Origin of the sequence: Halosimplex pelagicum (assembly GCF_013415905.1) — an archaeon.
GTDB classification, from domain to species: domain Archaea; phylum Halobacteriota; class Halobacteria; order Halobacteriales; family Haloarculaceae; genus Halosimplex; species Halosimplex pelagicum.
This window is the reverse complement of record NZ_CP058909.1, coordinates 2727753-2748037: the sequence shown is the minus strand read 5'-3', so window position 1 is coordinate 2748037 and position 20285 is coordinate 2727753. Positions and strand designations below refer to the sequence as shown.

Annotated in this window: 21 protein-coding genes; 10 read left to right on the top strand and 11 right to left on the bottom strand. The window is 68.9% G+C overall.

Going from position 1 to position 20285, the window contains the following annotated elements; genetic code table 11:
• Positions 1-147: 147 nt before the first annotated feature.
• Positions 148-1095, bottom strand: coding sequence for a nucleoside hydrolase (locus HZS54_RS13785; protein ID WP_179917696.1), 948 nt, complete (start codon positions 1093-1095; stop codon positions 148-150).
• A gap of 475 nt (positions 1096-1570) precedes the next feature.
• Here HZS54_RS13785 and HZS54_RS13780 point away from each other — a divergent pair, with 475 nt between their 5' ends.
• Positions 1571-1789: a DUF8149 family protein gene (locus HZS54_RS13780; RefSeq protein WP_179917695.1), complete on the top strand. Its 219-nt coding sequence runs from the start codon at positions 1571-1573 to the stop codon at positions 1787-1789.
• 26 nt (positions 1790-1815) lie between these two features.
• Here the strand turns inward: HZS54_RS13780 and HZS54_RS13775 are convergent, their stop codons facing one another.
• Positions 1816-3696, bottom strand: coding sequence for an acyl-CoA carboxylase subunit beta (locus HZS54_RS13775; protein ID WP_179917694.1), 1881 nt, complete (start codon positions 3694-3696; stop codon positions 1816-1818).
• Between the two features lie 100 nt (positions 3697-3796).
• Here HZS54_RS13775 and HZS54_RS13770 point away from each other — a divergent pair, with 100 nt between their 5' ends.
• Both HZS54_RS13770 and HZS54_RS13765 read left to right on the top strand, forming a co-directional pair.
• The gene (locus HZS54_RS13770; RefSeq protein WP_179917693.1) at positions 3797-4432 is read left to right on the top strand and encodes an IS6 family transposase; all 636 of its coding nucleotides are present in this window, start codon (positions 3797-3799) and stop codon (positions 4430-4432) included.
• Between the two features lie 121 nt (positions 4433-4553).
• Positions 4554-7031 (top strand): hypothetical protein, encoded by a 2478-nt coding sequence (locus HZS54_RS13765; RefSeq protein ID WP_179917692.1) that lies wholly within the window; start codon positions 4554-4556, stop codon positions 7029-7031.
• Here the strand turns inward: HZS54_RS13765 and HZS54_RS13760 are convergent, their stop codons facing one another.
• The 4 genes from HZS54_RS13760 to HZS54_RS13745 all read right to left on the bottom strand — a co-directional run bounded on the left by HZS54_RS13760 (position 7032) and on the right by HZS54_RS13745 (position 9622).
• Complete coding sequence (locus HZS54_RS13760) at positions 7032-7547, bottom strand: PIN domain-containing protein (RefSeq protein WP_179917691.1); 516 nt, start codon at positions 7545-7547, stop codon at positions 7032-7034. It lies immediately after the preceding gene.
• Positions 7544-7858, bottom strand: a complete 315-nt coding sequence (locus HZS54_RS13755) for a hypothetical protein (RefSeq protein ID WP_179917690.1) — start codon at positions 7856-7858, stop codon at positions 7544-7546. The genes HZS54_RS13760 and HZS54_RS13755 overlap by 4 nt, the downstream gene beginning before the upstream one ends.
• A gap of 64 nt (positions 7859-7922) precedes the next feature.
• Positions 7923-8819 (bottom strand): class 1 fructose-bisphosphatase, encoded by an 897-nt coding sequence (locus HZS54_RS13750; protein ID WP_179917689.1) that lies wholly within the window; start codon positions 8817-8819, stop codon positions 7923-7925.
• Entirely contained in the window at positions 8816-9622 is an 807-nt protein-coding gene (locus HZS54_RS13745; RefSeq protein WP_179911475.1) for a class I fructose-bisphosphate aldolase, read from the bottom strand. Before HZS54_RS13745 ends, HZS54_RS13750 begins: the two co-directional genes overlap by 4 nt.
• Positions 9623-9865: 243 nt before the next feature.
• Between HZS54_RS13745 and HZS54_RS13740 the strand changes: the two genes are divergently transcribed.
• Complete coding sequence (locus HZS54_RS13740; protein WP_179917688.1) at positions 9866-10726, top strand: 3-hydroxyacyl-CoA dehydrogenase family protein; 861 nt, start codon at positions 9866-9868, stop codon at positions 10724-10726.
• Between the two features lie 84 nt (positions 10727-10810).
• Positions 10811-12163, top strand: coding sequence for a hypothetical protein (locus HZS54_RS13735; protein WP_179917687.1), 1353 nt, complete (start codon positions 10811-10813; stop codon positions 12161-12163).
• Positions 12164-12400: 237 nt separating this feature from the next.
• Here HZS54_RS13735 and HZS54_RS13730 read toward each other — a convergent pair whose 3' ends face one another.
• The gene (locus HZS54_RS13730) at positions 12401-13393 is read right to left on the bottom strand and encodes an aldo/keto reductase (protein WP_179917686.1); all 993 of its coding nucleotides are present in this window, start codon (positions 13391-13393) and stop codon (positions 12401-12403) included.
• Between the two features lie 132 nt (positions 13394-13525).
• Between HZS54_RS13730 and HZS54_RS13725 the strand changes: the two genes are divergently transcribed.
• The 5 genes from HZS54_RS13725 to HZS54_RS13705 all read left to right on the top strand — a co-directional run bounded on the left by HZS54_RS13725 (position 13526) and on the right by HZS54_RS13705 (position 16926).
• Positions 13526-14428, top strand: coding sequence for a winged helix-turn-helix domain-containing protein (locus HZS54_RS13725; protein ID WP_179917685.1), 903 nt, complete (start codon positions 13526-13528; stop codon positions 14426-14428).
• Between the two features lie 52 nt (positions 14429-14480).
• The gene (locus tag HZS54_RS13720) at positions 14481-15638 is read left to right on the top strand and encodes an acyl-CoA dehydrogenase family protein (protein WP_179917684.1); all 1158 of its coding nucleotides are present in this window, start codon (positions 14481-14483) and stop codon (positions 15636-15638) included.
• A gap of 83 nt (positions 15639-15721) precedes the next feature.
• Positions 15722-15997 carry a type II toxin-antitoxin system HicB family antitoxin gene (locus HZS54_RS13715; protein WP_179917683.1) on the top strand — a complete coding sequence of 92 codons (276 nt, stop codon included), beginning with the start codon at positions 15722-15724 and terminating at the stop codon, positions 15995-15997.
• Positions 15998-16002: 5 nt separating this feature from the next.
• A complete protein-coding gene (locus HZS54_RS13710) occupies positions 16003-16260 on the top strand; it encodes a type II toxin-antitoxin system HicA family toxin (RefSeq protein WP_179917682.1) in 258 nt (85 codons plus the stop codon).
• A 204-nt stretch (positions 16261-16464) separates the two neighbouring features.
• Positions 16465-16926: a hypothetical protein gene (locus tag HZS54_RS13705; RefSeq protein ID WP_179917681.1), complete on the top strand. Its 462-nt coding sequence runs from the start codon at positions 16465-16467 to the stop codon at positions 16924-16926.
• 53 nt (positions 16927-16979) lie between these two features.
• Here the strand turns inward: HZS54_RS13705 and HZS54_RS13700 are convergent, their stop codons facing one another.
• The 4 genes from HZS54_RS13700 to HZS54_RS13685 all read right to left on the bottom strand — a co-directional run bounded on the left by HZS54_RS13700 (position 16980) and on the right by HZS54_RS13685 (position 20211).
• Positions 16980-17405 carry a universal stress protein gene (locus HZS54_RS13700; protein WP_179917680.1) on the bottom strand — a complete coding sequence of 142 codons (426 nt, stop codon included), beginning with the start codon at positions 17403-17405 and terminating at the stop codon, positions 16980-16982.
• A gap of 66 nt (positions 17406-17471) precedes the next feature.
• Positions 17472-18635, bottom strand: coding sequence for an inorganic phosphate transporter (locus HZS54_RS13695; RefSeq protein WP_179917679.1), 1164 nt, complete (start codon positions 18633-18635; stop codon positions 17472-17474).
• 128 nt (positions 18636-18763) lie between these two features.
• Positions 18764-19054: a DUF5789 family protein gene (locus tag HZS54_RS13690; RefSeq protein WP_179917678.1), complete on the bottom strand. Its 291-nt coding sequence runs from the start codon at positions 19052-19054 to the stop codon at positions 18764-18766.
• Between the two features lie 71 nt (positions 19055-19125).
• Positions 19126-20211 carry a tubulin/FtsZ family protein gene (locus tag HZS54_RS13685; protein ID WP_179917677.1) on the bottom strand — a complete coding sequence of 362 codons (1086 nt, stop codon included), beginning with the start codon at positions 20209-20211 and terminating at the stop codon, positions 19126-19128.
• Positions 20212-20285: the final 74 nt, after the last annotated feature.

Here is a 20285-nt window from a genome sequence, read left to right as displayed (position 1 = left end):
GTTCGTCCCCGTCAGCAGGCGCATCTCACTGCCCCGTACCGTCCGTCTCGGTTACATACCACACTGTACAGTTCGTCTATCGGAGAGTCGTTAAACGCTCGCAGGCCGAGGTGAAAGTGGAAGACTGAGAGGACGGTGAGGCCGTAGTCACTCGAAGACGCCGTCGGGATCTCGCTCCCGCAACATCCTCAGGATCACCTCGGCGAACCGCTCGGAATCGGCGGCCTCGACCACCCGAGTATCGGCCGGCTCCCCGGTCACGCCCTCGAAGTCGACGCTGGTGTATCCCCGAGTGAGCCCTTCGCGTTCGTCCACGTCGACGGCGTAGGATTCGACCCGCTCGCGGAGTTCGGGGTAGGCCAGCAGCGCGGCGGTGAGGCCGTCGGGCTGGGTGATGCCGTCGAGACCGCCGGCTTCGCCGCGCTCGCGGACGACCTTGGTGACCTCGCGGAAGAACTCGGCCAGGTCGGTGTCGATGGCGTCGATTTCGTCGAGCGTGTCGGGAGCGAGCGCGGTCCGCAGGCACAGCCCCCAGTCGACGAGCGTCACGTCGAAGGCGTCGAGCACCCGCTTGGCGGCGTCGGGGTCGGCCCAGACGTTGAACTCGGCGGCGGGCGTGACGTTGCCCCGGCACTCGACCGCGCCGCCCATGACCCACACCTCGTCGACGAGGTCGGGAAGTTCCTCTTCGCGGGCGTGCGCGAGCGCGAGGTTCGTGAGCGGGCCGATACAGAGCAGGGTGAGTTCGCCCGGCGACTCGCGACAGCGGGCGACGATCTCGCCGGGTGCGAACCCCCCTGCGGAGTCGATGCCGGTCTCGGGGTTCAGATCGCCGCCGAGGCCGCCCTCGCCGTGGATCTCCGTGGCGTGTTCGTGGGATTTGACCAGCGGCGAGCGGGCGCCCTCGTAGACGGGCACGTCGGTCGCGTCGACGAGCGAGAGCGTGTATTTCGCGTTCTCGACCTGCCGGTCGAAGGGGACGTTGCCGGCGACGACCGTGACGGCCTCGACGGACAGCCGGTCGGTCAGGACCGCGAGCGCCAGCGCCTGCGTGTCGTCGCCGGCCGTGTCCGTGTCCACGATGACGCGTCGCATACCCCGATATCGCACCCCTGACGTAAGCCCCTGGGGGTTGGTGTCGGAGTCGATTCGACGAGAATTGCGAGCGGCGACCCGAACAGCGAGCGACGAAAGCCCTCGACCCGCTCGCGGTCGCTGAGTCGGATATCCGCGCTCTCCGCACCGCCCGCGCGGATAGTGCCGACTCAGGCGACTGAACTGCACGCGAGCGTGTCTCGCCCTTTCAGTCCGCCAGGACCGCAACCGCACCAGCGACCGCCCCAAACGGTGCCGCAGACGGCCACGACCCTCCCCAGCCGATTCGCGACACGCGAGTCGCGAATCCCTCGCGCGATGTCGTCGCGCGCACGAGAGCGCGCTCCAGCACGCGCCGACCGCATCCGATCGCTGCCTCTCCAGCACCGAACACGACCGGGGTGTCTTGGGACAGTGGTCGCCGACCGGACCCGAGGGATGTATCACGGGGGGCGGTCAATACCGGGTGAGACCGATGGCAGACGACACAGACCCGACGGTTCCGGTGGTGTGTTCGGAGTGCGAGACCGAGACGGCGGTCGCGATCGACGACGTGGCCGACGCGGTCGAGCGTCACAACGACGGGCTCCACGGCGGCGAACAGGTCGCTCGCGTCGACCCGGCGCTGGCCGACCAGGTCCGCGACCTGGTCGCGGAGGACCTGGGCCTGCTCGGCGACCCCGACGACGACTGACTGCGCGGCCGCGCGGTCTTCGGGAGTCAGATGACCGTGCCGTGTTTCTTGTCCGGTCGGTCCTTCTCGACGGACTCGTAGAAGGCGAAGCGGGCGGCCAGCTCCTCGCGCAGGTCGCTCGGCGGGACGATCTCGTCGATGACGACCTCGCTGGCCATCCGATGCACGTCGATGTCCTCGCGGTACGCCTCCCGGAGCTCCCGCTCCCGGCGCTCGCGCCCCTCGGGGTCGTCGATGTCGTCGAGCTTGTTCGCGTAGACGGCGTTGATCGCCGCTTCGGGGCCCATGATGGCGATCTCTCCCGACGGGAGGCCGATGGTCGACTCGGGGTCGTAGGCGGGCCCCGACATGGCGTAGATGCCGGCGCCGTAGGCCTTCCTGACGACGACGCACTGTTTGGGCACCGTCGCGGCGGAGGTGGCGTAGATCATCTTCTTGCCCGCTTCGAGGATGCCCTCCTTCTCGACGCCGGAGCCGGCCATGAACCCGGGGGTGTCACAGAGGTACAGCAGCGGGACCTCGAAGGCGTCGCACTTCCAGACGAACTCGGCGGCCTTGCGGGCGGCGTCGGGGAAGATAGCTCCCGCGCGCTGGGCGGGCTGGTTGGCCACCACGCCGACCGGGCGGCCGTCGACCCGGGCGAACCCCGTCAGAATCTCGGGGCCGTACTCCGGCTGGAGTTCGAAGAAGGAGTCCCCGTCGACGACCCGCTCGATCAACCGCTCCATGTCGTAGCCCCTGTTGGGCTTCTCGGGAACGACGCCGTCGATGCCCTCGGGCGACTTCGCCGGCGGGCGCCCCTCCGTCTGCGGGGGCTTCTCGTCGCTGTTGTCCGGGAGATACGAGATCAACTGTTCGACGAGGTCGCGAGCGTGGTGTTCGTCCTCGGCGACGAGATCCGCCGACCCGGAGTGGCGGGTGTGTACGTCGGGGCCGCCCAAATCGTCGAGGTCGATCTGCTCGCCGGTGACCATCTCGACCATCCGCGGGCTGGCGATGGCCATCGCGGACATATCCCGGACCATGACCGTGAAGTCGGCGAAGACAGGGGTGTAGGCGGCGCCGGCGATACAGGGGCCGTAGAGGACGCAGATCTGGGGGACTCGTCCGGAGAGCATCGAGTGGTTGTAGTAGTACTTGCCGATGCCCTCGCGGTTGGCGAAGAAGCCGGTCTGCTGGTCGATCCGGCCGCCCGACGAATCCATCAGGTAGAGGACGGGCCGGCCGGTCTTCAGCGCCCGCTGTTGCATCCGGAGGAACTTCTCGACGCCGTGTTCGGCCATCGAACCCGCCTTGACGGTGAAGTCGTTGGCCATGAAGTGCAGGTCCCGGCCCGCGAACTCCGCGGCACCGGTGATGAGGCCGTCGGCGGGCAGTCGGTCCCCGTCGTCGGTCCCGCTCCCGTCCCCATCGCCGCCGTCCGCGTCGTCGGTCTCGGGCGAGTCGGCGTGCCACGCGTCGAAGTTGGCGAACGTGCCGTCCTCGAAGCGCAGGCCCGAGGGGTCGGCGGCCCGGTCGTAGTCGGCATCGGCCGCCCCATCGGGCACCGGGTCGGTGTCGCCGAACCACAGCTCCAGTCGGTCGCGGACGAACAGTTTCCCCTGCTCGGCCAGCCGCTCGCGGTACTTCTCCGGGCCGCCCCGCCGGATGTCCGCGATCTCCTCCCGGAGGGCCCGCTCGCGGGCGGTCGGACCGAGGTCCTCGTCGGCCGCGCCTCCCGTCGACTCGCCGCTCCCGGAGGCGGAGCCGGTGGGTCCGTCCCCGTCGAACTCGTGGACGACGGCCGGCTCGTCGGCGTCGCCGACGTACACCTCCACGCGGCCGTCCCCCGGGACCGTCCGTTCGAGCGCCGAGGCGATCGCTTCCGCCTCCTCGACGCTCGCGTCCTGGGCGATTCGAACTCGCATACCAGTCCCGTCGCACGCTAGCGGTAAAATATGCCGCCCCGTCGAGGGGGTCGTGTTTAGTTACGCGTGAAAGGTGAGGCGGTGTGATTTCTTGGTGCCTATGCCAGAAATCGCCCGCCTCACCGGTCGTAGAGACTGGATCGATTTGGATTTTGTGGAGCGCGAGCGGACACCCGAGCCGGCAATGGCGCTCGGTATTCAATCGCACGTTGCGGGACTGTCGCTGTCGAATACCGTCGAATTGCTCGACTGTCTGGGTGTCCAACGCAGTCGGAAGGCAGTCCACGATTGGGTGCAGAAAGCCGATCTACAGCCCGAATCTGGTCGATCTCCGAATCAAGTCGCGCTTGACGAGACGGTGATTCGGATCAACGATCAGCAGTTCTGGCTGTACGCCGCCGCTGATCCAGCGACGAATGAACTGCTTCACGTCCGCCTCTTTTCAACGACGACGACCGCTCTGACCGAGATCTTCCTGCGCGAACTGCGTCAAAAACACGATGTCGAAACTGCGGTCTTTCTCGTTGATGGGGCTCAACACCTCCAAACTGCACTCCAACGAGCTGGGCTCCGATTTCAGATGCGTCGCCACGGAAATCGGAACGCTGTCGAACGGATCTTTCGAGAGCTCAAGCGCCGAACCTCATCATTTTCAAACTGCTTCAGCCACGTTGAACCGAAAACAGCCGAAAATTGGTTGCAGAGTTTCGCTCGCTGGCACAATGCTGCTAACTAAACACTACCGTCGAGGGGGTGGAACCCCTCCCCTCGTCGGACGGCAGCGGGGACCCACCGGGATTTCAAACTTGATAGCCGCGGACGAACGGGTAAGTAGGACAACGGCGAAGGTCGCGCCAATGCGTTACCGGTCACTCTCGCTGGTGCTGTTGGTTCTCGTGTCGGTCGCGGCGCCGACGGTCGCCGCCGGCGGCGCGGCCAGCGCGAAGCCGGCGGTCGACGTCACGATCCGGTCGACCGACGTGGCCGACGGAGACACGTACGAGGCCGGAACGGACGTGGACATCACGGTGAACGCGAGCGTCGGCGATGTCGCGATCAACGGGACCGAACTCTCGGAGATCGTCGTCCGCGTCAACGGGGAGTTCGTTGAGTCGGTCCCCGTCGACGGGCGCAGCGTCACGGAGACGGTCGAGCCATCGCTGTCCAACGGTGAGAACGAGATCCGGGTCATCGTCACCGACGACGCGGGAGCGGTCAACGCCACGACGTTCACCGTCGAGAAGGACACCGAGGCACCCCACGTCTACCTGACCAGCCCCTACGAGACAGCGCCGTGGAAGTCCATCGGCAACGGGACCTCCAACGGCTCGCGGGTCACCATCGCCGGAAACATCATCGAGTCCGCCGGCGTCGAGAAGCTCCGGCTCACCCGGACGTTCGGCGGCGACCGCTCGGCGCGCGTGGTCCGCGATGTCGGCGAGAACTTCTCTGTCGAGATGCTGCTCGGCTACGCCGCGAACGGCGACGGAACCAACGAGTTCAGGCTCACCGCCACCGACGAGTTCGGGAATACCCGGGTCTACACCTTCGCGGTCACCGTCGAGGACCGGCGCGCCCCGTCGGTCTCAGTCGAACCGGTCCCCAACCGGACGACGCGCAACAAGGTCTACCTCACCGGGACCTTCCGGGACGACGTGGGAGTGCGGTCGGCCAACTTGACGCTCCGGGGCCCCGACGGCAACGTTACCAACGAGTCGATGATCACCGCCGGCGACTCGGGGGCGCCCGACCCCGACCGGCTCTCGATGTCGTTTAACGAGTCGCTGTACACCCTCTTCCCCGGCACGTACGAGGCGACGATCTCGGTCACGGACGCGGCGGGCAAGACGACGACCCGGACGGTCCCGATCGAGCGAGTCCCTCAGCCGAAACGGGACGTGGCGCCGACGATCGCCGTCGACCGCGACCGCACCGTCGTGTTGAACGACGAGCGGCTCTTCCTCGCCGGCACCGCCTTCGAGGGCGTCACCGAGCGCCTCGTCGTCGAGACCAGAGTGGCGACCACCGGCGAGACCCTCGACTACCAGGTCGTCCACTCGGGCTCGCGCCGCCAGCGCGTCGAGTTCGACCGCGAGGTCGCCATCGCCGGCAACCGCACGACGGTGATCGTCCGCGCGACCGACGCCAAAGGCGTCGAACACACGGAGGAGTTCGCCGTCGACGGCGCCGCCCGCGAGACGTTCGTCGGCGAGTCCGAGCCCGACGCGGAGGGCGACGGGAACGGGACCGACTGGCCGACGGTCGGCGTCGAATCGCTGCAGGACGGGCGGGCGGGGACGGCGAGTTCGTCCGTCACGGTCCGCCGCGCCGCCGCGGGGACGACCGTGACCGTCCCCGAGAACGCGTCGAGTCCCGTCGTCGCGACGGCGAACGTCTCCGTCGAGCGCCTGCGCTTCGACGCCGCCGCCGACACGAACCTCACGGCGACCGTCGTCGCCCGCGAACGGACCGGCGCGGCCCTGAGCGGTCCCGACGGGGCGACCGCCGCCGCGACCGTCACGGTCCAGCACTCGGTCACCGACGACGCCGTCGACGGCGTGACCTACGACCTGTCCGTCCGCCGACCGTACCTCGACGCGCACGGTCTCGATCCGGCGAACCTCACGGTGTACCGGCTCTCCGACGGCGACTGGTCGGCGATCGGAACCAGTGTGGCCGAGAGCGACGAGGCGCACGTCCGCTATCGCGTCGACTCCCCCGGCCTCTCGGTGTTCTCGCTGTCGACCGACCCGGCGCTGGCCGACGCGAACGGCACCGCGGGCAACGGAACGGCCGCCAACGGCACCACCGGGAACGGTACGGCCGGGAACGGCACCGCTGCGAACGGGACGAGCGGCAACGAGACGGCGTCGGGCGACGACGAACCGTCGGGCGAGGCGACCATCTTCGTCAGCAACGTCACGGTCAACCGGACGGCCGTCGCGGTCAACGAGTCGGTCGCGGTCAACGTCACGCTCGCGAACGAGGGCGACGCCGACGGCACCTACACGGCCGGGTTACAGACGCTCCAGGGCATGAACGTCTCGTTCGTCGGCACTGAGACCGTCGCGGTGCCCGCGGGCGAGCAGCGCGGTGTGCAGTTCTCCACGCAGTTCGCCACCGAGGGCAACCACACCGTGATGGTCAACGGTACCCAGGCCGGCCCCGTCGTCGTCGGCGGTGGAGGCGGCCTGCTCTCGTTCCTGTCGTTCTTGTCCTTCCTCCCGTTGCGGCTCATCGGGATGGCGCTCGGCGGCCTGCTGGGGCTGGGACTCGTCGTGGTGCTCCTGCGGTTCGTCCTCGGAAAGGTCGGCGGCGAGAGCGCGAACGGGTGATCAGGACTCGGCGTCGAGCGTCTCGCGCGCACGCTGGACGTAGCTGTTCCCGTCCCAACTTCGGGCCTCGCCGATGCGGTCCAGCAGGCGCTCGGCGTCGCCCGTGTCGATCCGCCCGTTCCGGACGAGCGCGGTGAGCAAGAGCGGCGTCGTCACGAGCCGCGAATCTACCAGCGACGCGTGGACGAGCGCGACCGAGTTGAACTCGTCGCAGAGAAACTGGTCGGCACTGCGGTCGTTCGCGAGCGAGATGGCGGCGTTCTCCCCGTCGTCGAGCGGAAACGAATCGTCGAGGGCGACCGCTTCGACGGCGATCGAGTCACGTCTGTCCAGCACCGCCTCCGCCGCGACGGCCGACTCGTCGTCGTACTCGCCGACCGATTCGAGTTCCTCGACGACGCGCTCGGGCGCCAGTACTGTGTGGTCGTCGAGCAGGATCTCCAGCGGATCCGGGTTCCCGCCAGCGACGACGCCGAGGCTGACCAGCGCGGAGGTGTCGGCGACGAGTCGCGTCATCCGTCGAGTTCGTCCGCCGTCGCCGCGACGAACTCCTCGTCGAGCCGCTCCTTGAGAACCCGGAAGTTCGCCGCCGCCTCGTGGCCGACCAGCCCACGCAACTGCTCGAAACTGATATCGTCGCCGTAGTACGCGTCGGCGATCTCCTGGACGAGGTCGTCGTCGTGGCTCGCCTCACGGAGGTACTCGCGGAGCGCGGTCGTGAGCACGTCGGTCCGGTCGGTCTCCAGCACCGTCGCCAGCGCGTCCGTGCGCTCGACGAGGTCCTCGGACGCCCGGAACTGTACCCGCCGCTTGTCGCTCGACCCCATATGTGTACGATGTGAGCACAGAAGGATAGGCGTTGTGGCGAGAGGGCCGCTGACCCGTCCGCCGCTACGACAGTTTCGCTTCGACCCGGTCCACGAGTTCGGCGTTCCCGAGATACACGGGGCTGCGCTGGTGGAGCCGGTCGGGGTCGGTCTCGAAGAGGTCGCCGTAGCCGTCGGAGACGCGGCCGCCGGCGGCCTCGACGACGAAGCCGACGGGGGCGCACTCGAAGCAGTAGCGGAGCTTGCCCTCGGGCGCGTCGGCGAGTTCGGGATAGGCGAAGACGCCGCCGTGGGTGAGCACCTGCATCACGTCGGCGATGAACGCGCCGCCGTAGCGGAGTTTCAGCCGGTCGGCCTCCAGGTCCTCGACTGCCGCGGTGACGCCGTCGGTCCAGTCCGGGCGGCGACCGCCGAAGGCGTAGACGGTCGAGTCGTCGGGCAGGGTGAGCCCCTCGCGGAGGAGTTTGCGGCCCTCGTCGCCGTCGTCCTCGATAAGGTACTCGTCGACGGTGTCGCCGTCGGAGACGACCATCGTGGTGTTGGGGCCGTAGAGGACGAACGCGGCGGCGACGAGGTGGTCGCCGGTGGTCGGGACCGGCTCGTCGTAGACGCTGACGATGGTGCCCATCGGGTTGTTCGAGGTGAGGTTCGAGGAGCCGTCGAGCGGGTCGAGGGCGAGGTGGTACTCGCCGCCGTCGTCGTCGGTCTGCGCGGACTGACGCTCCTCGGAGGCGTAGCTCCCGACCGAATCGAGCGCGAGCAGGCGCTCGCAGAACAGCTCGTCGGCGTACTCGTCGGCGGCGCGGACCTTCTCGCCGCTGGGGTTGTGGCCCTCGACGTACGCCCGGCGTTCGGGCAGCGCCTCGCGGACCTCGCTGGCGGTGTCCCGGACCACGTCGAAGACGGCGTCGACGGTCGGATGGCCAACCCAGTCGGCCGACGGTGGGAGCTGCTTGCTCATGGCTTGGGTGCGGCCGCGTCGAGGGCCTCGTCGACGGAGGCCTCCTCGTAGATGACTTCCTCCAGCGCGTCGAGGATGCGGCGGGGGTTCTCGCGCTGCCAGACGTTGCGGCCGACGGCGAGGCCCGCGCCGCCGGCGTCGATGACGCTCTTGACGCTCTCTAGGAACTCGCGGTCGCTGGTCTTCGAACCGCCGGACATGAGCACCTTCGTCGGACCGGCCATCCGGGTGACCGTCTCCATGGCCTCCTGGCTGCCGGGGTACTTGACCTTGGCAATGTCGGCGCCGAGTTCCAGCCCCAGCCGGGCGGCGTAGGCGATGGTCTCCTCGCCGGTGTCGTTCTTGACGGCCTGGCCGCGGGCGTACGACCACATCACGACGGGCAGGTCGTACTCGCGGGCCTTCTCCTGGACCTCGCGGAACTCCTCGAACATCTCGACCTCGCCGTTGACGCCGGGGTAGACGGTGAAGCCGACGGCCTCGGCGCCCAGTTCCTCGGCGGCGTACTCGACGGAGCAGTTGACGGCGCTGTCGGGCTCGCCCATCCAGAGGTTGGAAGTGCCGTTGAGCTTGGCAAGCAGCGACACGTCGTCCTCGTAGGAGGGGTAGTAGGCCTCGGCGACGCCCTTGCCGACCGCTAGCGAGGTGACGGCGGGGTGTGTGGCGACATCGAAGACGTGTTCCGGGTCCGCGCTCTCGGGCTGGGGGTCGAAGTCCACCGGCCCGTGCTCGATACCGTGGTCGTACGCCAAAACGAGTACTTTCCCGTCCCGCGTGACCGGAGCGTCTGCGATGGGTCGCATTACGGACAAGCGTACACGGACCGAACGTATATATCTTCTTTCTGACATTATTTACTACCGTTCGAGTAAACGATTGAGGCGTGCGTGACGTTCGCACGCGCTTGGACGGCCGAAATCGGGTCACCTGATGGATCCGGTGGCGACGCCGCAAGTACGTGGCAAGTATCTGACTGTGGTCCGGCACGGAGCGCGTGCTACGACGAACGGGAGTAGGTTTAGGCGGACGGCGGGCGGAGGAGGGGTATGCGCGAACTCGATGCCATCGACACCGTCGGCGTCGTCGGCGCCGGCACCATGGGGAGCGGAATCGCGCAGGTCGCCACCCAGTCGGGCTACGAAGTCGTCCTCCGCGACGTGGAAGGCGACCTCGTCGAAGGAGGGATCGAGAACCTGACCGACGGGCTCGACCGCCTCGTCGAGAAGGGGACCGTCTCCGAGGGGGAGGCCGAGACGATGCGCGACCGGGTGACCGGCACGACGGACCTAGCCGACCTGGCCGACGCTGACCTCGTGATCGAGGCGGTCGTCGAGGACGTGGAGGTCAAGCGCGACGTGTTCGCCGACCTCGACGACGTGACCGACGACGACGTGACCCTCGCCACGAACACCAGCACGCTCTCGATCACGACCATCGCCGCCGCCACCGACCGGCCCGACGACGTGGTCGGACTCCACTTCATGAACCCAGTCCCGGTGATGAAAGGCGTCGAGGTGGTCGTCGGCGAGAAGACCGACCCCGCAGTCGTGGAGTTCGCCCACGAGTTCGCCGAGGCGCTCGGCAAGGAGACCTGGGAGGCCGACGACAAGCCCGGCTTCGTGACCAACCGCATTCTCATGCCGTGGATCAACGAGGGGATCCGCGCCTACGACGAGGGCGTCGCCGCGAAGGGAGACATCGACCGCGGGATGGAACTCGGGACGAACGTCCCGATGGGCCCGCTCGAACTCGCCGACCACATCGGCCTCGACGTGTGTCTCCACGCCACCGAGACGCTCCACGAGGAGCTGGGCGACCGCTACCAGCCCGCCTACCTCCTCAAGCGCAAGGTCGAGGCCGGCGACCTCGGCAAGAAGACCGGGCGCGGGTTCTACGAGTACGACTGAGCGACGGCCCACCGGCGCGAGAAGGTGAAACCCCCGGTTGACCCTCCGGTACCCACTTGGGACGGGCGAGTGAGATGGGGAGTGATGACAGCCCGTCGTCCCACTCTCCTCGCAGTCGCGGCCCTCCTCGTCTGTTCGGGCGTCGGGGCCGTAGCGGTCGGCCCCGCGAACGCCGCGCCACCGCCCGAATCGGTCTGTGGCGTCTGCGGGGACGGGCTCGCCGACGCCGCCGAGAACGAGGGCATCCGGCTCACCGTCGAGTACGGCACGGCGACGATCCGCGTCCGAGAGGACGGCAGCGGCCACTGGGATGCCCGCGTCCGGATCGACGACGACGCGGCCGACCGACTCGCCGCGAACGCGACGCTCCGCGAGCGCGTCGTCCGCGCGAGCCTCGACCGCCGCACCGTCGTCGAAGACCCCCGGAACCTGCGTACGTCGGTCGTGAACGACACGCTCGTCGTCACCTTCGACCAGCCCGGCGTGGCCCACCGGAGCCTCGGCGGCGTCGTCCTCGTCGACCTGCTCGACCCGCGCGCCCGCCGGGCCGGGCTCGACCTCGACGCGGACCAACTCCGGATCGAGGGGCCGAACGGCACCGTCGTGAGTCGCGCGCCATCGGCTGCGACCGTCGAGAACGGCGCGGTCGTCTGGCGCGTGACCGACGAGGAGCCGGGGCTGGGGAGCGACACCCGCCTGGCGTTCGCTCCCTCGGACGGGCCCGCGGCGCGCGCGCTGACGACCGTCGGGTTCGTCGCCTTCAGCGTCGGCGTCGCCGAACCGAGCGCGCTCGCCCTCGGCGTCGCGCCCGCGGCCCTGCTCGGTGCCCTGCTGCTGGCGGTGCGACGCTGGGGCGACGAGTTGCCCGCCGTCGATCCGTTGCTCCTCTCGAAGGCGATCACGGGCAGCGGCGCCGCCGTCGCGGTACTCGCCGGCGCGGCGCTGGCCGGTTCGGTCCTCCTCGACGCCGCCGTCGCCGAGACCGTCGCCACCTTCGCCGCACTGTACGCGCTCGTCGCCGCGGGCGCGGCGGTACTGGATCGCCCGTCCGCGCGCGCCGCGCTCGGGTGGACCCTCGGCGCGTCGGCGCTCGTCGCTCTCGCCGCGAGCGTCGTCTCCGTCGTCGCCCTCCAGACCGCGCTGCTGTCGATCCCCGCCGCACTCTGGTTCCCGCTCGGCCGCGCCGGCGGTCGCGACCGAGGCGTGACTGTATTCGTCGTGGTCGCTCTGCTTGCGGCGCCGTTCGGCGCCGCCGTCCTCTACGTGCCGTGGGCGTCGCCGCTACTGGGGCTGCTCCTCTCCGCCTTCACCACCATCCCGTGGGCCGCCGCGACCGTCGCGTTCGGCGTCCCGCTGTACCTGCTGGGTCGCGGGCCGGACGACGCCGCCGACCGGGTCGAAGCCGACGACCGGACGGACCCCGCGAGCGCCGACTGAGCGCGCGGCGGGAAACCGCGAACGACGAACCCACCGCTTTCGGGTGGAGATCCGACCGACAGCGTGGCGACTACCCGGACGTGATCTCCGGTTGAAACTCCCCCACGGAGCGCTCCCGAGCGCTCCCCATCGAACGGGAGACGACGGCGAAGGGCACCCGTAAGAAGATTTCGGAGTGGCGCGGACGCGACGGCGCGGTGTCCGCGGTGCGGCGCGCTCACGGGACCGCCGGAGTCGCTACCAGCGGTGGTGGACGTACTCGCGGGCGTGCTCGTCGTAGATGTCGCGGACGGCGCCGTGGGTCTGGTGCGAGAGCGGATCCAGTTCGGCGGCCGCGTCGTTCTCGGCGACGTGGTCGGGCGAGGTCGAGCCCGGGATCACCGTCGAGACGGCGTCGTGGTCGAGGATCCAGCGGAGGGTGAACTGCGCCATCGTCGCTTCCTCCGGGACGAACGGCCGCAGGTCGTCGACGGCGGCCAGGCCGTCCTCGAAGGGGACGCCCGCGAACGTCTCGCCGCCCTTGCGGCCGACGCCGGCGTCGACGCCCTCCTCGGCGGCGGTGCGGCGGTGGTCGCCCTCGCCGAAGTCCTCGGGCCCCTCGAAGGCGTCCGCGAGCAGGCCCGATGCCAGCGGCACGCGGACGATGACCCCGATGTCCTCGTTGGCCGCCCGCTCGAAGAACCGCTCGGCCGGGCGCTGGCGGAGCGGGTTGAAGATGATCTGCACCGATTCGACGACGTCGTGCTCGATGGCCTTGTCGGCCTCCTCGACCTTCTCGACGCTGACGCCGGCGTGGTCGATCAGGCCCTCCTCCTTCAGGGTTTCCAGCGCCCGGAAGTTCTCCGGGTCGTAGAACGCCTCGGTCTCCGGGCAGTGCAGCTGGACGAGATCCAGCGAGTCGACGCCGAGCCGGTCGAGCGAGCCCTCGACGGACTCTCGGAGCCCCTCCTCGGAGTGGCCGCCGTCCTCGTCGGGCGCGGCCTTCGTCGGCACGTAGATCGTCCGGTCGGGGTCCCGTTCGTCGAGCACCTCGCCGATGAGTCGCTCGGCGCGGCCCTGTCCGTACACCTCGGCGGTGTCGACGAAGTTGACGCCGTCGTCCAGCGCCGTGGCGATGGCCTCCTTCGCTTGGTCGTCGCTCACGTCGCCCCACGACGGGCCGACGTTCCACGTGCCGAGACCGATCTCCGTCACGTCCCAGCCTGTCGAGCCGAACTCGCGTGTGTCCATACCCGAGAGGTGGGCCGCTCGGGCGAAAAAGGTGGCCGATCCGGTCGATGGTTCCCCTTCGCGGACGAGGCCCGACTGCCCGCCCGCTGTCCCGCCCCAACCTATTTCGACGTGAGCCGGGAACGGTCGGCCATGGCAGACGACGACTCGTCCCCGCCGGGCGAGGCGGACGCCGACCCCGAGGACGCCTTCGCGCTCGTCGGCAACGAGACGCGGGCCGCGATACTCCGCGCGCTCGGCGAGCGACCCCACGAGGGCGTCTCCTTCTCCGAACTGCGCGAGGCTGTCGACCCGGAGATGGACAGCGGGCAGTTCAACTACCACCTCTCGCAGCTGACCGGCCAGTTCGTCGACCGCGACGAGGACGGCTACACGATGCGCGCCGAGGGACTCACCCTCTATCGCCTCGTCCGCGCCGGGAGTGTCAACCGCCGGGCGTCGGTCGAACCGTTCGAGATCGGGACCGACTGCTACTTCTGCGAGACCCCCGTCGAGGGTCGTTACGACGAGGGCAACTTCGAGCTCCGCTGTCCGGGCTGTGACCACGTCTACGCCCACACGAAGTTGCCGCCGAGCGCCGTCGAGACCGGCGACAGGGGCGACCTCCTCGAACGCGTCGACCAGTACAACCGCCACGAGATACTCGCGTACGCCCGCGGTGTCTGCCCGATCTGCGCCGATGCACTCGACTTCGAGTTCGTCGCCGGCGAGGAGGTCTGGACCGAGGGGAGCGGTCGCCTCGACGTGTTCGTCGGGTGTCACTGTGACCACTGCGGAAGCTCCCAGTACATGTCGGTCGGCCTCGCGCATCTCTATCACCCCGCCGTCGTTTCCTTCTTCCACGACCACGGCGTCGACGTGACGAGCCGCCCCCACTGGGAACTGGAGTGGGCGATGACCGACCGCCACCTCGTCGTCCGCTCGCGTGACCCCTGGGAGGTCGCCCTCTCGATCCCCTGCGAGGACGAACGGCTCGAACTCGTCGTCGACGAGGAACTGTCCGTCGACGCCACACGATCCCCCGCGCCGGAGTGAACCGCTCGATCGCTGGCGAACAATCAAGGGCCGAGCCGCGGTAGGTGGTCACATGGACTTCGCCCTCACGCAGGAGCAGCGCCAGATCCGCGATACGGTCGCGGAGTTCGTCGACGAGGAGGTCGTCCCGCGCGCCGCCGAGATCGACGAGACCGACGAGTTCCCGGCCGACCTGATCGACGAGATGGCGGAGCTGGGTCTGATGGGCATGCCGATCCCCGAGGAGTACGGCGGCGCCGGCCTCGACTATCACGCCTACCCCGAGGCGCTCGTCGAGATATCCCGGGGATCGGGCGGCCTCGGTACGATCGTCGCCGCACACGTCTCGCTGGCGTGCAACATGGTCTACGAGTTCGGCGACGAATCCCAGCGCGAACGGTACCTGACGCCGATGGCCGAGGGCGAGGAGATCGGTGCGTTCGCGCTCTCGGAGCCCGGTGCCGGGAGCGACGTGCCGGCGATGGAGACCACGGCCGAGCCGGTCGGCGACGCCGACGACCCGGACGCCTACACCATCGACGGCGGGAAGCTCTGGATCTCGAACGGCTCGGTGGCCGACACGGTGGTCGTCTTCGCCAAGACCGACCCCGAGGCGGGCGGGAAGGGCATCTCGTCGTTCGTCGTCCGCCCCGGGGAAGACGACGGGTTCCACGTCGAAGGGACCGAGCACAAACTCGGCGACAAGGGGTGTCCCACGGCCGAACTCCGCTTCGACGGGATGGAGATCCCCGCCGAACGGCGGCTCGGCGAGGAGGGCGAGGGGTTCGTCCAGGCGTTGAAGACGCTGAACGGCGGGCGGATCACGATCGCCGCCCGCTCGATCGGGCTCGCGCAGGCCGCGCTGGACGACGCGCTCGAATACGCCCAGGACCGCGAGCAGTTCGACCAGCCCATCAGTGAGTTCCAGGCGATCCAGCACAAGCTCGCGGACATGGACACGAAGATCCAGGCCGCCCGCTATCTGATGCACGCCGCTGCGGACAGGAAGATGCGGGGCGACCGCTACGTCAAGGAGGCCGCCCAGGCGAAGCTCTACGCCTCGGAGATGGCCCGGGAGGTCTGCAACGAGGCCATCCAGATCCACGGCGGCTACGGCTACACGAAGGACTTCGCCGTCGAGCGCTACTACCGCGACGCGAAGTTGTCGGAGATCTACGAGGGGACCAGCGAAGTGCTGCGGAACACGATCGCCGACCAGTTGCTGGAGTGAGCCAGACCGCCACGAGACACGCACGTTTCGACGACCGCTATTCGGCCCGAAGCGTTTTCCCGGATGGGGAGCCACATCGGAGTATGGCACGCGCCGACGCCGGGAACCGCGACGACGAACCCAGAGAGATCCGACTGGTCGAGAACCCGGACGGGCAGTGGACCGCCCGTGATCTGGGTGTCGAGGTGTCCGCACAGGGCGCGACGCGGTCGGCCGCGCTGGAGAATCTGGACGCGGTCGTCGACGCGATCGCCGGCGACGGCGGTCACGAACCCACCGACGAAGAGCTTCGCGAACTCGGCGTCGACCCCGAGACGGCGCGGACGCAAGACGACGACCTCCCGGACGCGCTCCAGTAGCGCGGATGGTTACGCGCGACTTCTCCGGAGAAGACGTGTACAAAGTACTGGTCAACGTCGGCGGATTTCGGCACGTTCGAACGACCGGCGACCACCTGATCCTTCGCTGGGACCCACCTACCGATCACGATGATACCGACTCGCGAGTTGTGACGGTACCCGCGCACGACTCGATCAGCATCGGTACGCTTCGTGATATCGCCGACGACGCCGGCGCCGAGGATTTCGAGTCGTTCTGCGCGTGGATCGACCGGAATTCGTAACGACGAGTGCAGTCCGCGTCACGGCGAGTCGTCGTCTTCGGTACTGTGGCGGCCATCGTCGACCCGACGCCTGGATCGAACTAATCCGTCCGGCTCCCGTAAGAACGGTCGAGCAACCATGAGTGTCGAGGGGAGCGCCAGCCGACGGGGGAATCGACGACCGAACGGACCCGAACGGGGGGAACGCGGGGGTGACCGGCCGCCGTGGTGAACCCCGTTCGCGCCGACGCGCTCGTCGACCTGGCCTACGGCGGCCTGATCGCCCTGTCGATCGTGCTGATAGCGACGGTGAACACGAACGTCGGGGTCGCCTTCGGCGTCGGCGTCTTCGCGGCGTACGTCGTCCACGTCGTCTGGAAGATGTCCCGGTTCGACCCCGACTGGATGACCCGCACCGTCAGGGAGACGGTGGAAGAGACGGTCGGCGACTCCGTCGAGGAGCGGGTCGAGGAAGCCGTCGAGGAGGCGATGGAGGAGACGGTCGAGGAGTCCATGGAGGGGACCGTCGAAGCGGTCGAGCGAACGATGGGCGAACAGCTCGACGAGGTCCAGGCGCGAGTCGAGTCGCTCGACGAACGCGTCGAACGCGACGCTCGGGCGGACGAGGCCCGCGACGCGGACGACACACCGGCGCCCGACGAGACGACCGACGACGGGCGCGCCTGAACCGGGCGGCCGGGTCGGCCGGCCGATCGACGGGTCGAGTCCGGGCCCGCGGCTCACCGAACGGTGACCACCGGGACCGGCGACCGACGGAACACTTTCTCGGCGACGTTCCCGACGAACAGCCGCTCGGCGACGGTGCCGCCGTGGCTGCCGATGACCACGGTGTCGTACTCGCCGGCTCGGTTGATGATCGCGCGCACGGGATGACCCAGCGCGACCTCGGTGTCGAGGGCGATATCGCCGTCGGCCTTGTCGACGATCGCCCGGGCGCGCTCGAATATCGGTTCGGCGTGTTCGCGCGCGGCCGCGTCGATGTCGTCGGCGACCGCGATCCCGGCGGCCTTCCCCCACAGCGGCGAGGGCTCGCCGACCACGTGCAGGACGGTGAACTCGGCGTCCGGGTACACTCCGGTGGCGTATTCGAGCGCTCGTTCGCTCATCTCCGACCCGTCCATCGGCACGAGGACACGAGAGACCATGGCCGTCCTACGAGCAGGACCCGTAAAAACCGGCGGTGTGGCGGGGGAGCGAGTCGGGTGGTCGGGTCAGGCGACCGGAACGAGCGTGAAGAAGACGTAGGCGAGCAGCGTCGACATCGTCGGGCCGATTATCCACATCGAGACGTACTTGACGATGGCACGGGGGTTGAACAGGTCGCCCGCGTCGAGCACCTCGTCGGGTTCGGCCTCGCCGATCTCCGTCACCGGAGCCTCCGGTTCGGCCGTCAGCGCGCCGGGTTCGATCTCGGTGTCGAAGTCACCGCGGAGCGCGTCGCGCGCGGCGATGGGGCGGGTCGCCCGCCCCCAGCCGAGGCCGACGATCGTCATCACCGACGCCATGACGAGGCTGATCGGGATGCCGATGTAGGACAGCGCCGTCGTGACCGTCGAGGCGGTTATCATGACGACGAGCGCCGCGAGCAGCGGGATGTCCGAAAGTTCGGATCCGACCGACTCCATCGTCCGTCGGGCGATCGTGAACCCGCCGAGGCCGATGGCGACGGTCGCGATCGCGATCGCCAGGTCGGGTTCGAGCGCGCGGCTGCTGACCAGCGGCGCGACCGCGTTTGGGACGTTGCTCGCGCCCGCCGAGAAGGCCATGTAGCAGCCGACGACGAGCACGACGACGGTGCCGGCGAGTTCGCCGCGGGTCGTGTTCGGCCCCAGGCGGACCCGGGGGACCGCGCCGCCGCGGTCCAGTGCCAGGGTCGGTCCCTCGGAGACCTCGATCCGGACGCGCCGGTTGAGTTCGGGGTAGACGTACCGGCCGACGGTCACGCCGATCCAGAACCCGACGACCGGCGTCACGATCCACCACGAGACGATCCACCCGATCGTCCGGAAGTTCGCCGTCCCGGTCGCGAGGCCGAGCCCCGCGATCGCGCCGACCGTCGTCATCGAGGTCGGCACCGGAACCCCGAAGACGTTGGCGATCAGGATGCCGAACCCGATGAAAAAGAGGACGGCCACGCCCGCGCCGAGCGAGATCTCCGTCGTGACGATCCCGCCGCTGAGCGTGTCCATCACGTTCCGCCCGACCGTCCAGCCGCCGAGGAAGACGAACAGCGTCATCAGCGCGGCGGCCGTGACCTTCCGGAGGATCCGGGCACCGACCGCCGGCCCCCACGCGATCCCCGTCGACGACCCTCCGATGTTGAAGCCGACGAACACCGACGCGACCACCCCAGCGACGAGTATGGCTCGGACCATCGTCTGGGGGAAAAGCACGTCACGACAACGTAATTATGCGCTCGCTACGCTCGGTAGGGCTCCGTGTCTCGGTGCCACAGCGCGACCGTGACACTCACGTCGAATCGGAGGGTGGGGAGCGCCGGTGGCTACTCGTCGGCGGTGGGGATCGGGCCAGTGCCGATTACCTCGCGGACGGCCTCGGTGAACTCCTGGCGAGTCTCGAAGTAGGGGGTGTCGACCTCGTCCATCACGTCGGCCAGGTCCCGGGGACCGTCGGGGGTGCGGATCGTGCTGTCGCCCTCGCGCTCGACGATGTCGCTGTGGGCGGCGCCCCAGTTCAGGCGCGAGGTGACGCGCGCGAGCGGCGCTCCCTCGACCGGTTCGCCCTCGCCGAGCTCGACCGCGGGTTCCTCCTCGTCGGCGTCGTCGTCAGCCATGCCCGTGGGTTCCCCGGCCCGGCGATTAGAGCTTTCGCTTCCAGCCGGCGGGAACCCCGAAACGCGGCGGGTCAGAACAGGTCGTCGAGCTCCTCGTTGACGAACGCTTCCTTGGCCTCGCCGCGGTCGTCGTTTTTGGCCTCGTGGGCCTCCTTGGCCCGCTGCATGAACTCGTCGATGCGGTTGGAACGCTCGACGCCGCCCAGCAGGACCAGCGCGGCGAGGCGTTCGGAGTCGAGCGGGAAGTCGCCGCCGCGGACCTGCATGCTGCCGGTCTCCTCCTCGATCCACGAGCGGGCGCGCTCGACGCCCTTGCGGGAGATGCGCTCGGGCTGGCCGGCGACGACGAGCAGCCCCGTCTCGGCCTCGACGACGTTCGGAACGCTCGTTCCCGTCAGGAGGGCGTTGCGAGTCGTCGAGGTGATCGCGTTGACGTTCTCGCCGGCGTCCTCGCTGGCGGCGGCGCTGGCGTAGCCCAGCACCGCCATCCCGCCGGGACGGAGGGTGTTGATGATCTCCGAGGAGTCGACGACGCTCTCGGCGACCTCGTCGACGGCCTCGATCTCGCCGGAGGCGAAGAGGAGGCCGAGCCGCTGGGCGATGTTGTCGTTGATCTCGGCGAAGCCCTCTTCCATGGACTCGCCGGCGGTGCGCCAGGCGTCGTTGTCGATCAGCAACAGAGAGTCGGCCTCGCGGGCGACGGTCTTGAGCGAGCGGCCGGCGTTGGCCTGGTAGATGGCGCCCTCGTCGCGCCCGGGGAGGATGCCGACGACGTAGACGGGGATGTCGTGGATGCGCTTGAGTTCACTGGCGAGCGCGGGTGCGCCGCCGGAGCCGGTGCCGCCGCCGAGCCCGGCGACGATGACGACGGCCTCGGCGTCGGTAGAGAGCTTCGCGTCGAGACCGTCCATCACCTCCGTCGCCTCGTCTTGCATGATCTCCGCGCCGAGTTCGTTGTCGCCGCCGACCCCGTGACCTTTCACGCGGTCGCGGCCGATGAGCATCGTATCGATATCGAGACTCTGCAGGTCCGCCTCGGCGGTGTTGACCGCCATCGCCCCCTGGACGGCGCCGAACCCCATGTCGTAATCGTACTCGGCCAGCCGCTGGGTCACCTTGCCCCCGGCCTGGCCGACACCAATCAGGACGACTTTCATATCACTACCCTCGGAGTAGTGGTTATTCAACGTTGGGTACGGCCGAGGGTTCAAGTGCGGTGACGGGACCACCC

Excerpts from the sequence above, each read along its gene's own strand:
- HZS54_RS13785 (WP_179917696.1), bottom strand. The coding sequence starts at position 1,095 with ATGCGACGCGTCATCGTGGACACGGACACGGCCGGCGACGACACGCAG.
- HZS54_RS13780 (WP_179917695.1), top strand. The coding sequence starts at position 1,571 with ATGGCAGACGACACAGACCCGACGGTTCCGGTGGTGTGTTCGGAGTGC.
- HZS54_RS13775 (WP_179917694.1), bottom strand. The coding sequence starts at position 3,696 with ATGCGAGTTCGAATCGCCCAGGACGCGAGCGTCGAGGAGGCGGAAGCG.
- HZS54_RS13770 (WP_179917693.1), top strand. The coding sequence starts at position 3,797 with ATGCCAGAAATCGCCCGCCTCACCGGTCGTAGAGACTGGATCGATTTG.
- HZS54_RS13765 (WP_179917692.1), top strand. The coding sequence starts at position 4,554 with ATGCGTTACCGGTCACTCTCGCTGGTGCTGTTGGTTCTCGTGTCGGTC.
- HZS54_RS13760 (WP_179917691.1), bottom strand. The coding sequence starts at position 7,547 with ATGACGCGACTCGTCGCCGACACCTCCGCGCTGGTCAGCCTCGGCGTC.
- HZS54_RS13755 (WP_179917690.1), bottom strand. The coding sequence starts at position 7,858 with ATGGGGTCGAGCGACAAGCGGCGGGTACAGTTCCGGGCGTCCGAGGAC.
- HZS54_RS13750 (WP_179917689.1), bottom strand. The coding sequence starts at position 8,819 with ATGAGCAAGCAGCTCCCACCGTCGGCCGACTGGGTTGGCCATCCGACC.
- HZS54_RS13745 (WP_179911475.1), bottom strand. The coding sequence starts at position 9,622 with ATGCGACCCATCGCAGACGCTCCGGTCACGCGGGACGGGAAAGTACTC.
- HZS54_RS13740 (WP_179917688.1), top strand. The coding sequence starts at position 9,866 with ATGCGCGAACTCGATGCCATCGACACCGTCGGCGTCGTCGGCGCCGGC.
- HZS54_RS13735 (WP_179917687.1), top strand. The coding sequence starts at position 10,811 with ATGACAGCCCGTCGTCCCACTCTCCTCGCAGTCGCGGCCCTCCTCGTC.
- HZS54_RS13730 (WP_179917686.1), bottom strand. The coding sequence starts at position 13,393 with ATGGACACACGCGAGTTCGGCTCGACAGGCTGGGACGTGACGGAGATC.
- HZS54_RS13725 (WP_179917685.1), top strand. The coding sequence starts at position 13,526 with ATGGCAGACGACGACTCGTCCCCGCCGGGCGAGGCGGACGCCGACCCC.
- HZS54_RS13720 (WP_179917684.1), top strand. The coding sequence starts at position 14,481 with ATGGACTTCGCCCTCACGCAGGAGCAGCGCCAGATCCGCGATACGGTC.
- HZS54_RS13715 (WP_179917683.1), top strand. The coding sequence starts at position 15,722 with ATGGCACGCGCCGACGCCGGGAACCGCGACGACGAACCCAGAGAGATC.
- HZS54_RS13710 (WP_179917682.1), top strand. The coding sequence starts at position 16,003 with ATGGTTACGCGCGACTTCTCCGGAGAAGACGTGTACAAAGTACTGGTC.
- HZS54_RS13700 (WP_179917680.1), bottom strand. The coding sequence starts at position 17,405 with ATGGTCTCTCGTGTCCTCGTGCCGATGGACGGGTCGGAGATGAGCGAA.
- HZS54_RS13695 (WP_179917679.1), bottom strand. The coding sequence starts at position 18,635 with ATGGTCCGAGCCATACTCGTCGCTGGGGTGGTCGCGTCGGTGTTCGTC.
- HZS54_RS13690 (WP_179917678.1), bottom strand. The coding sequence starts at position 19,054 with ATGGCTGACGACGACGCCGACGAGGAGGAACCCGCGGTCGAGCTCGGC.
- HZS54_RS13685 (WP_179917677.1), bottom strand. The coding sequence starts at position 20,211 with ATGAAAGTCGTCCTGATTGGTGTCGGCCAGGCCGGGGGCAAGGTGACC.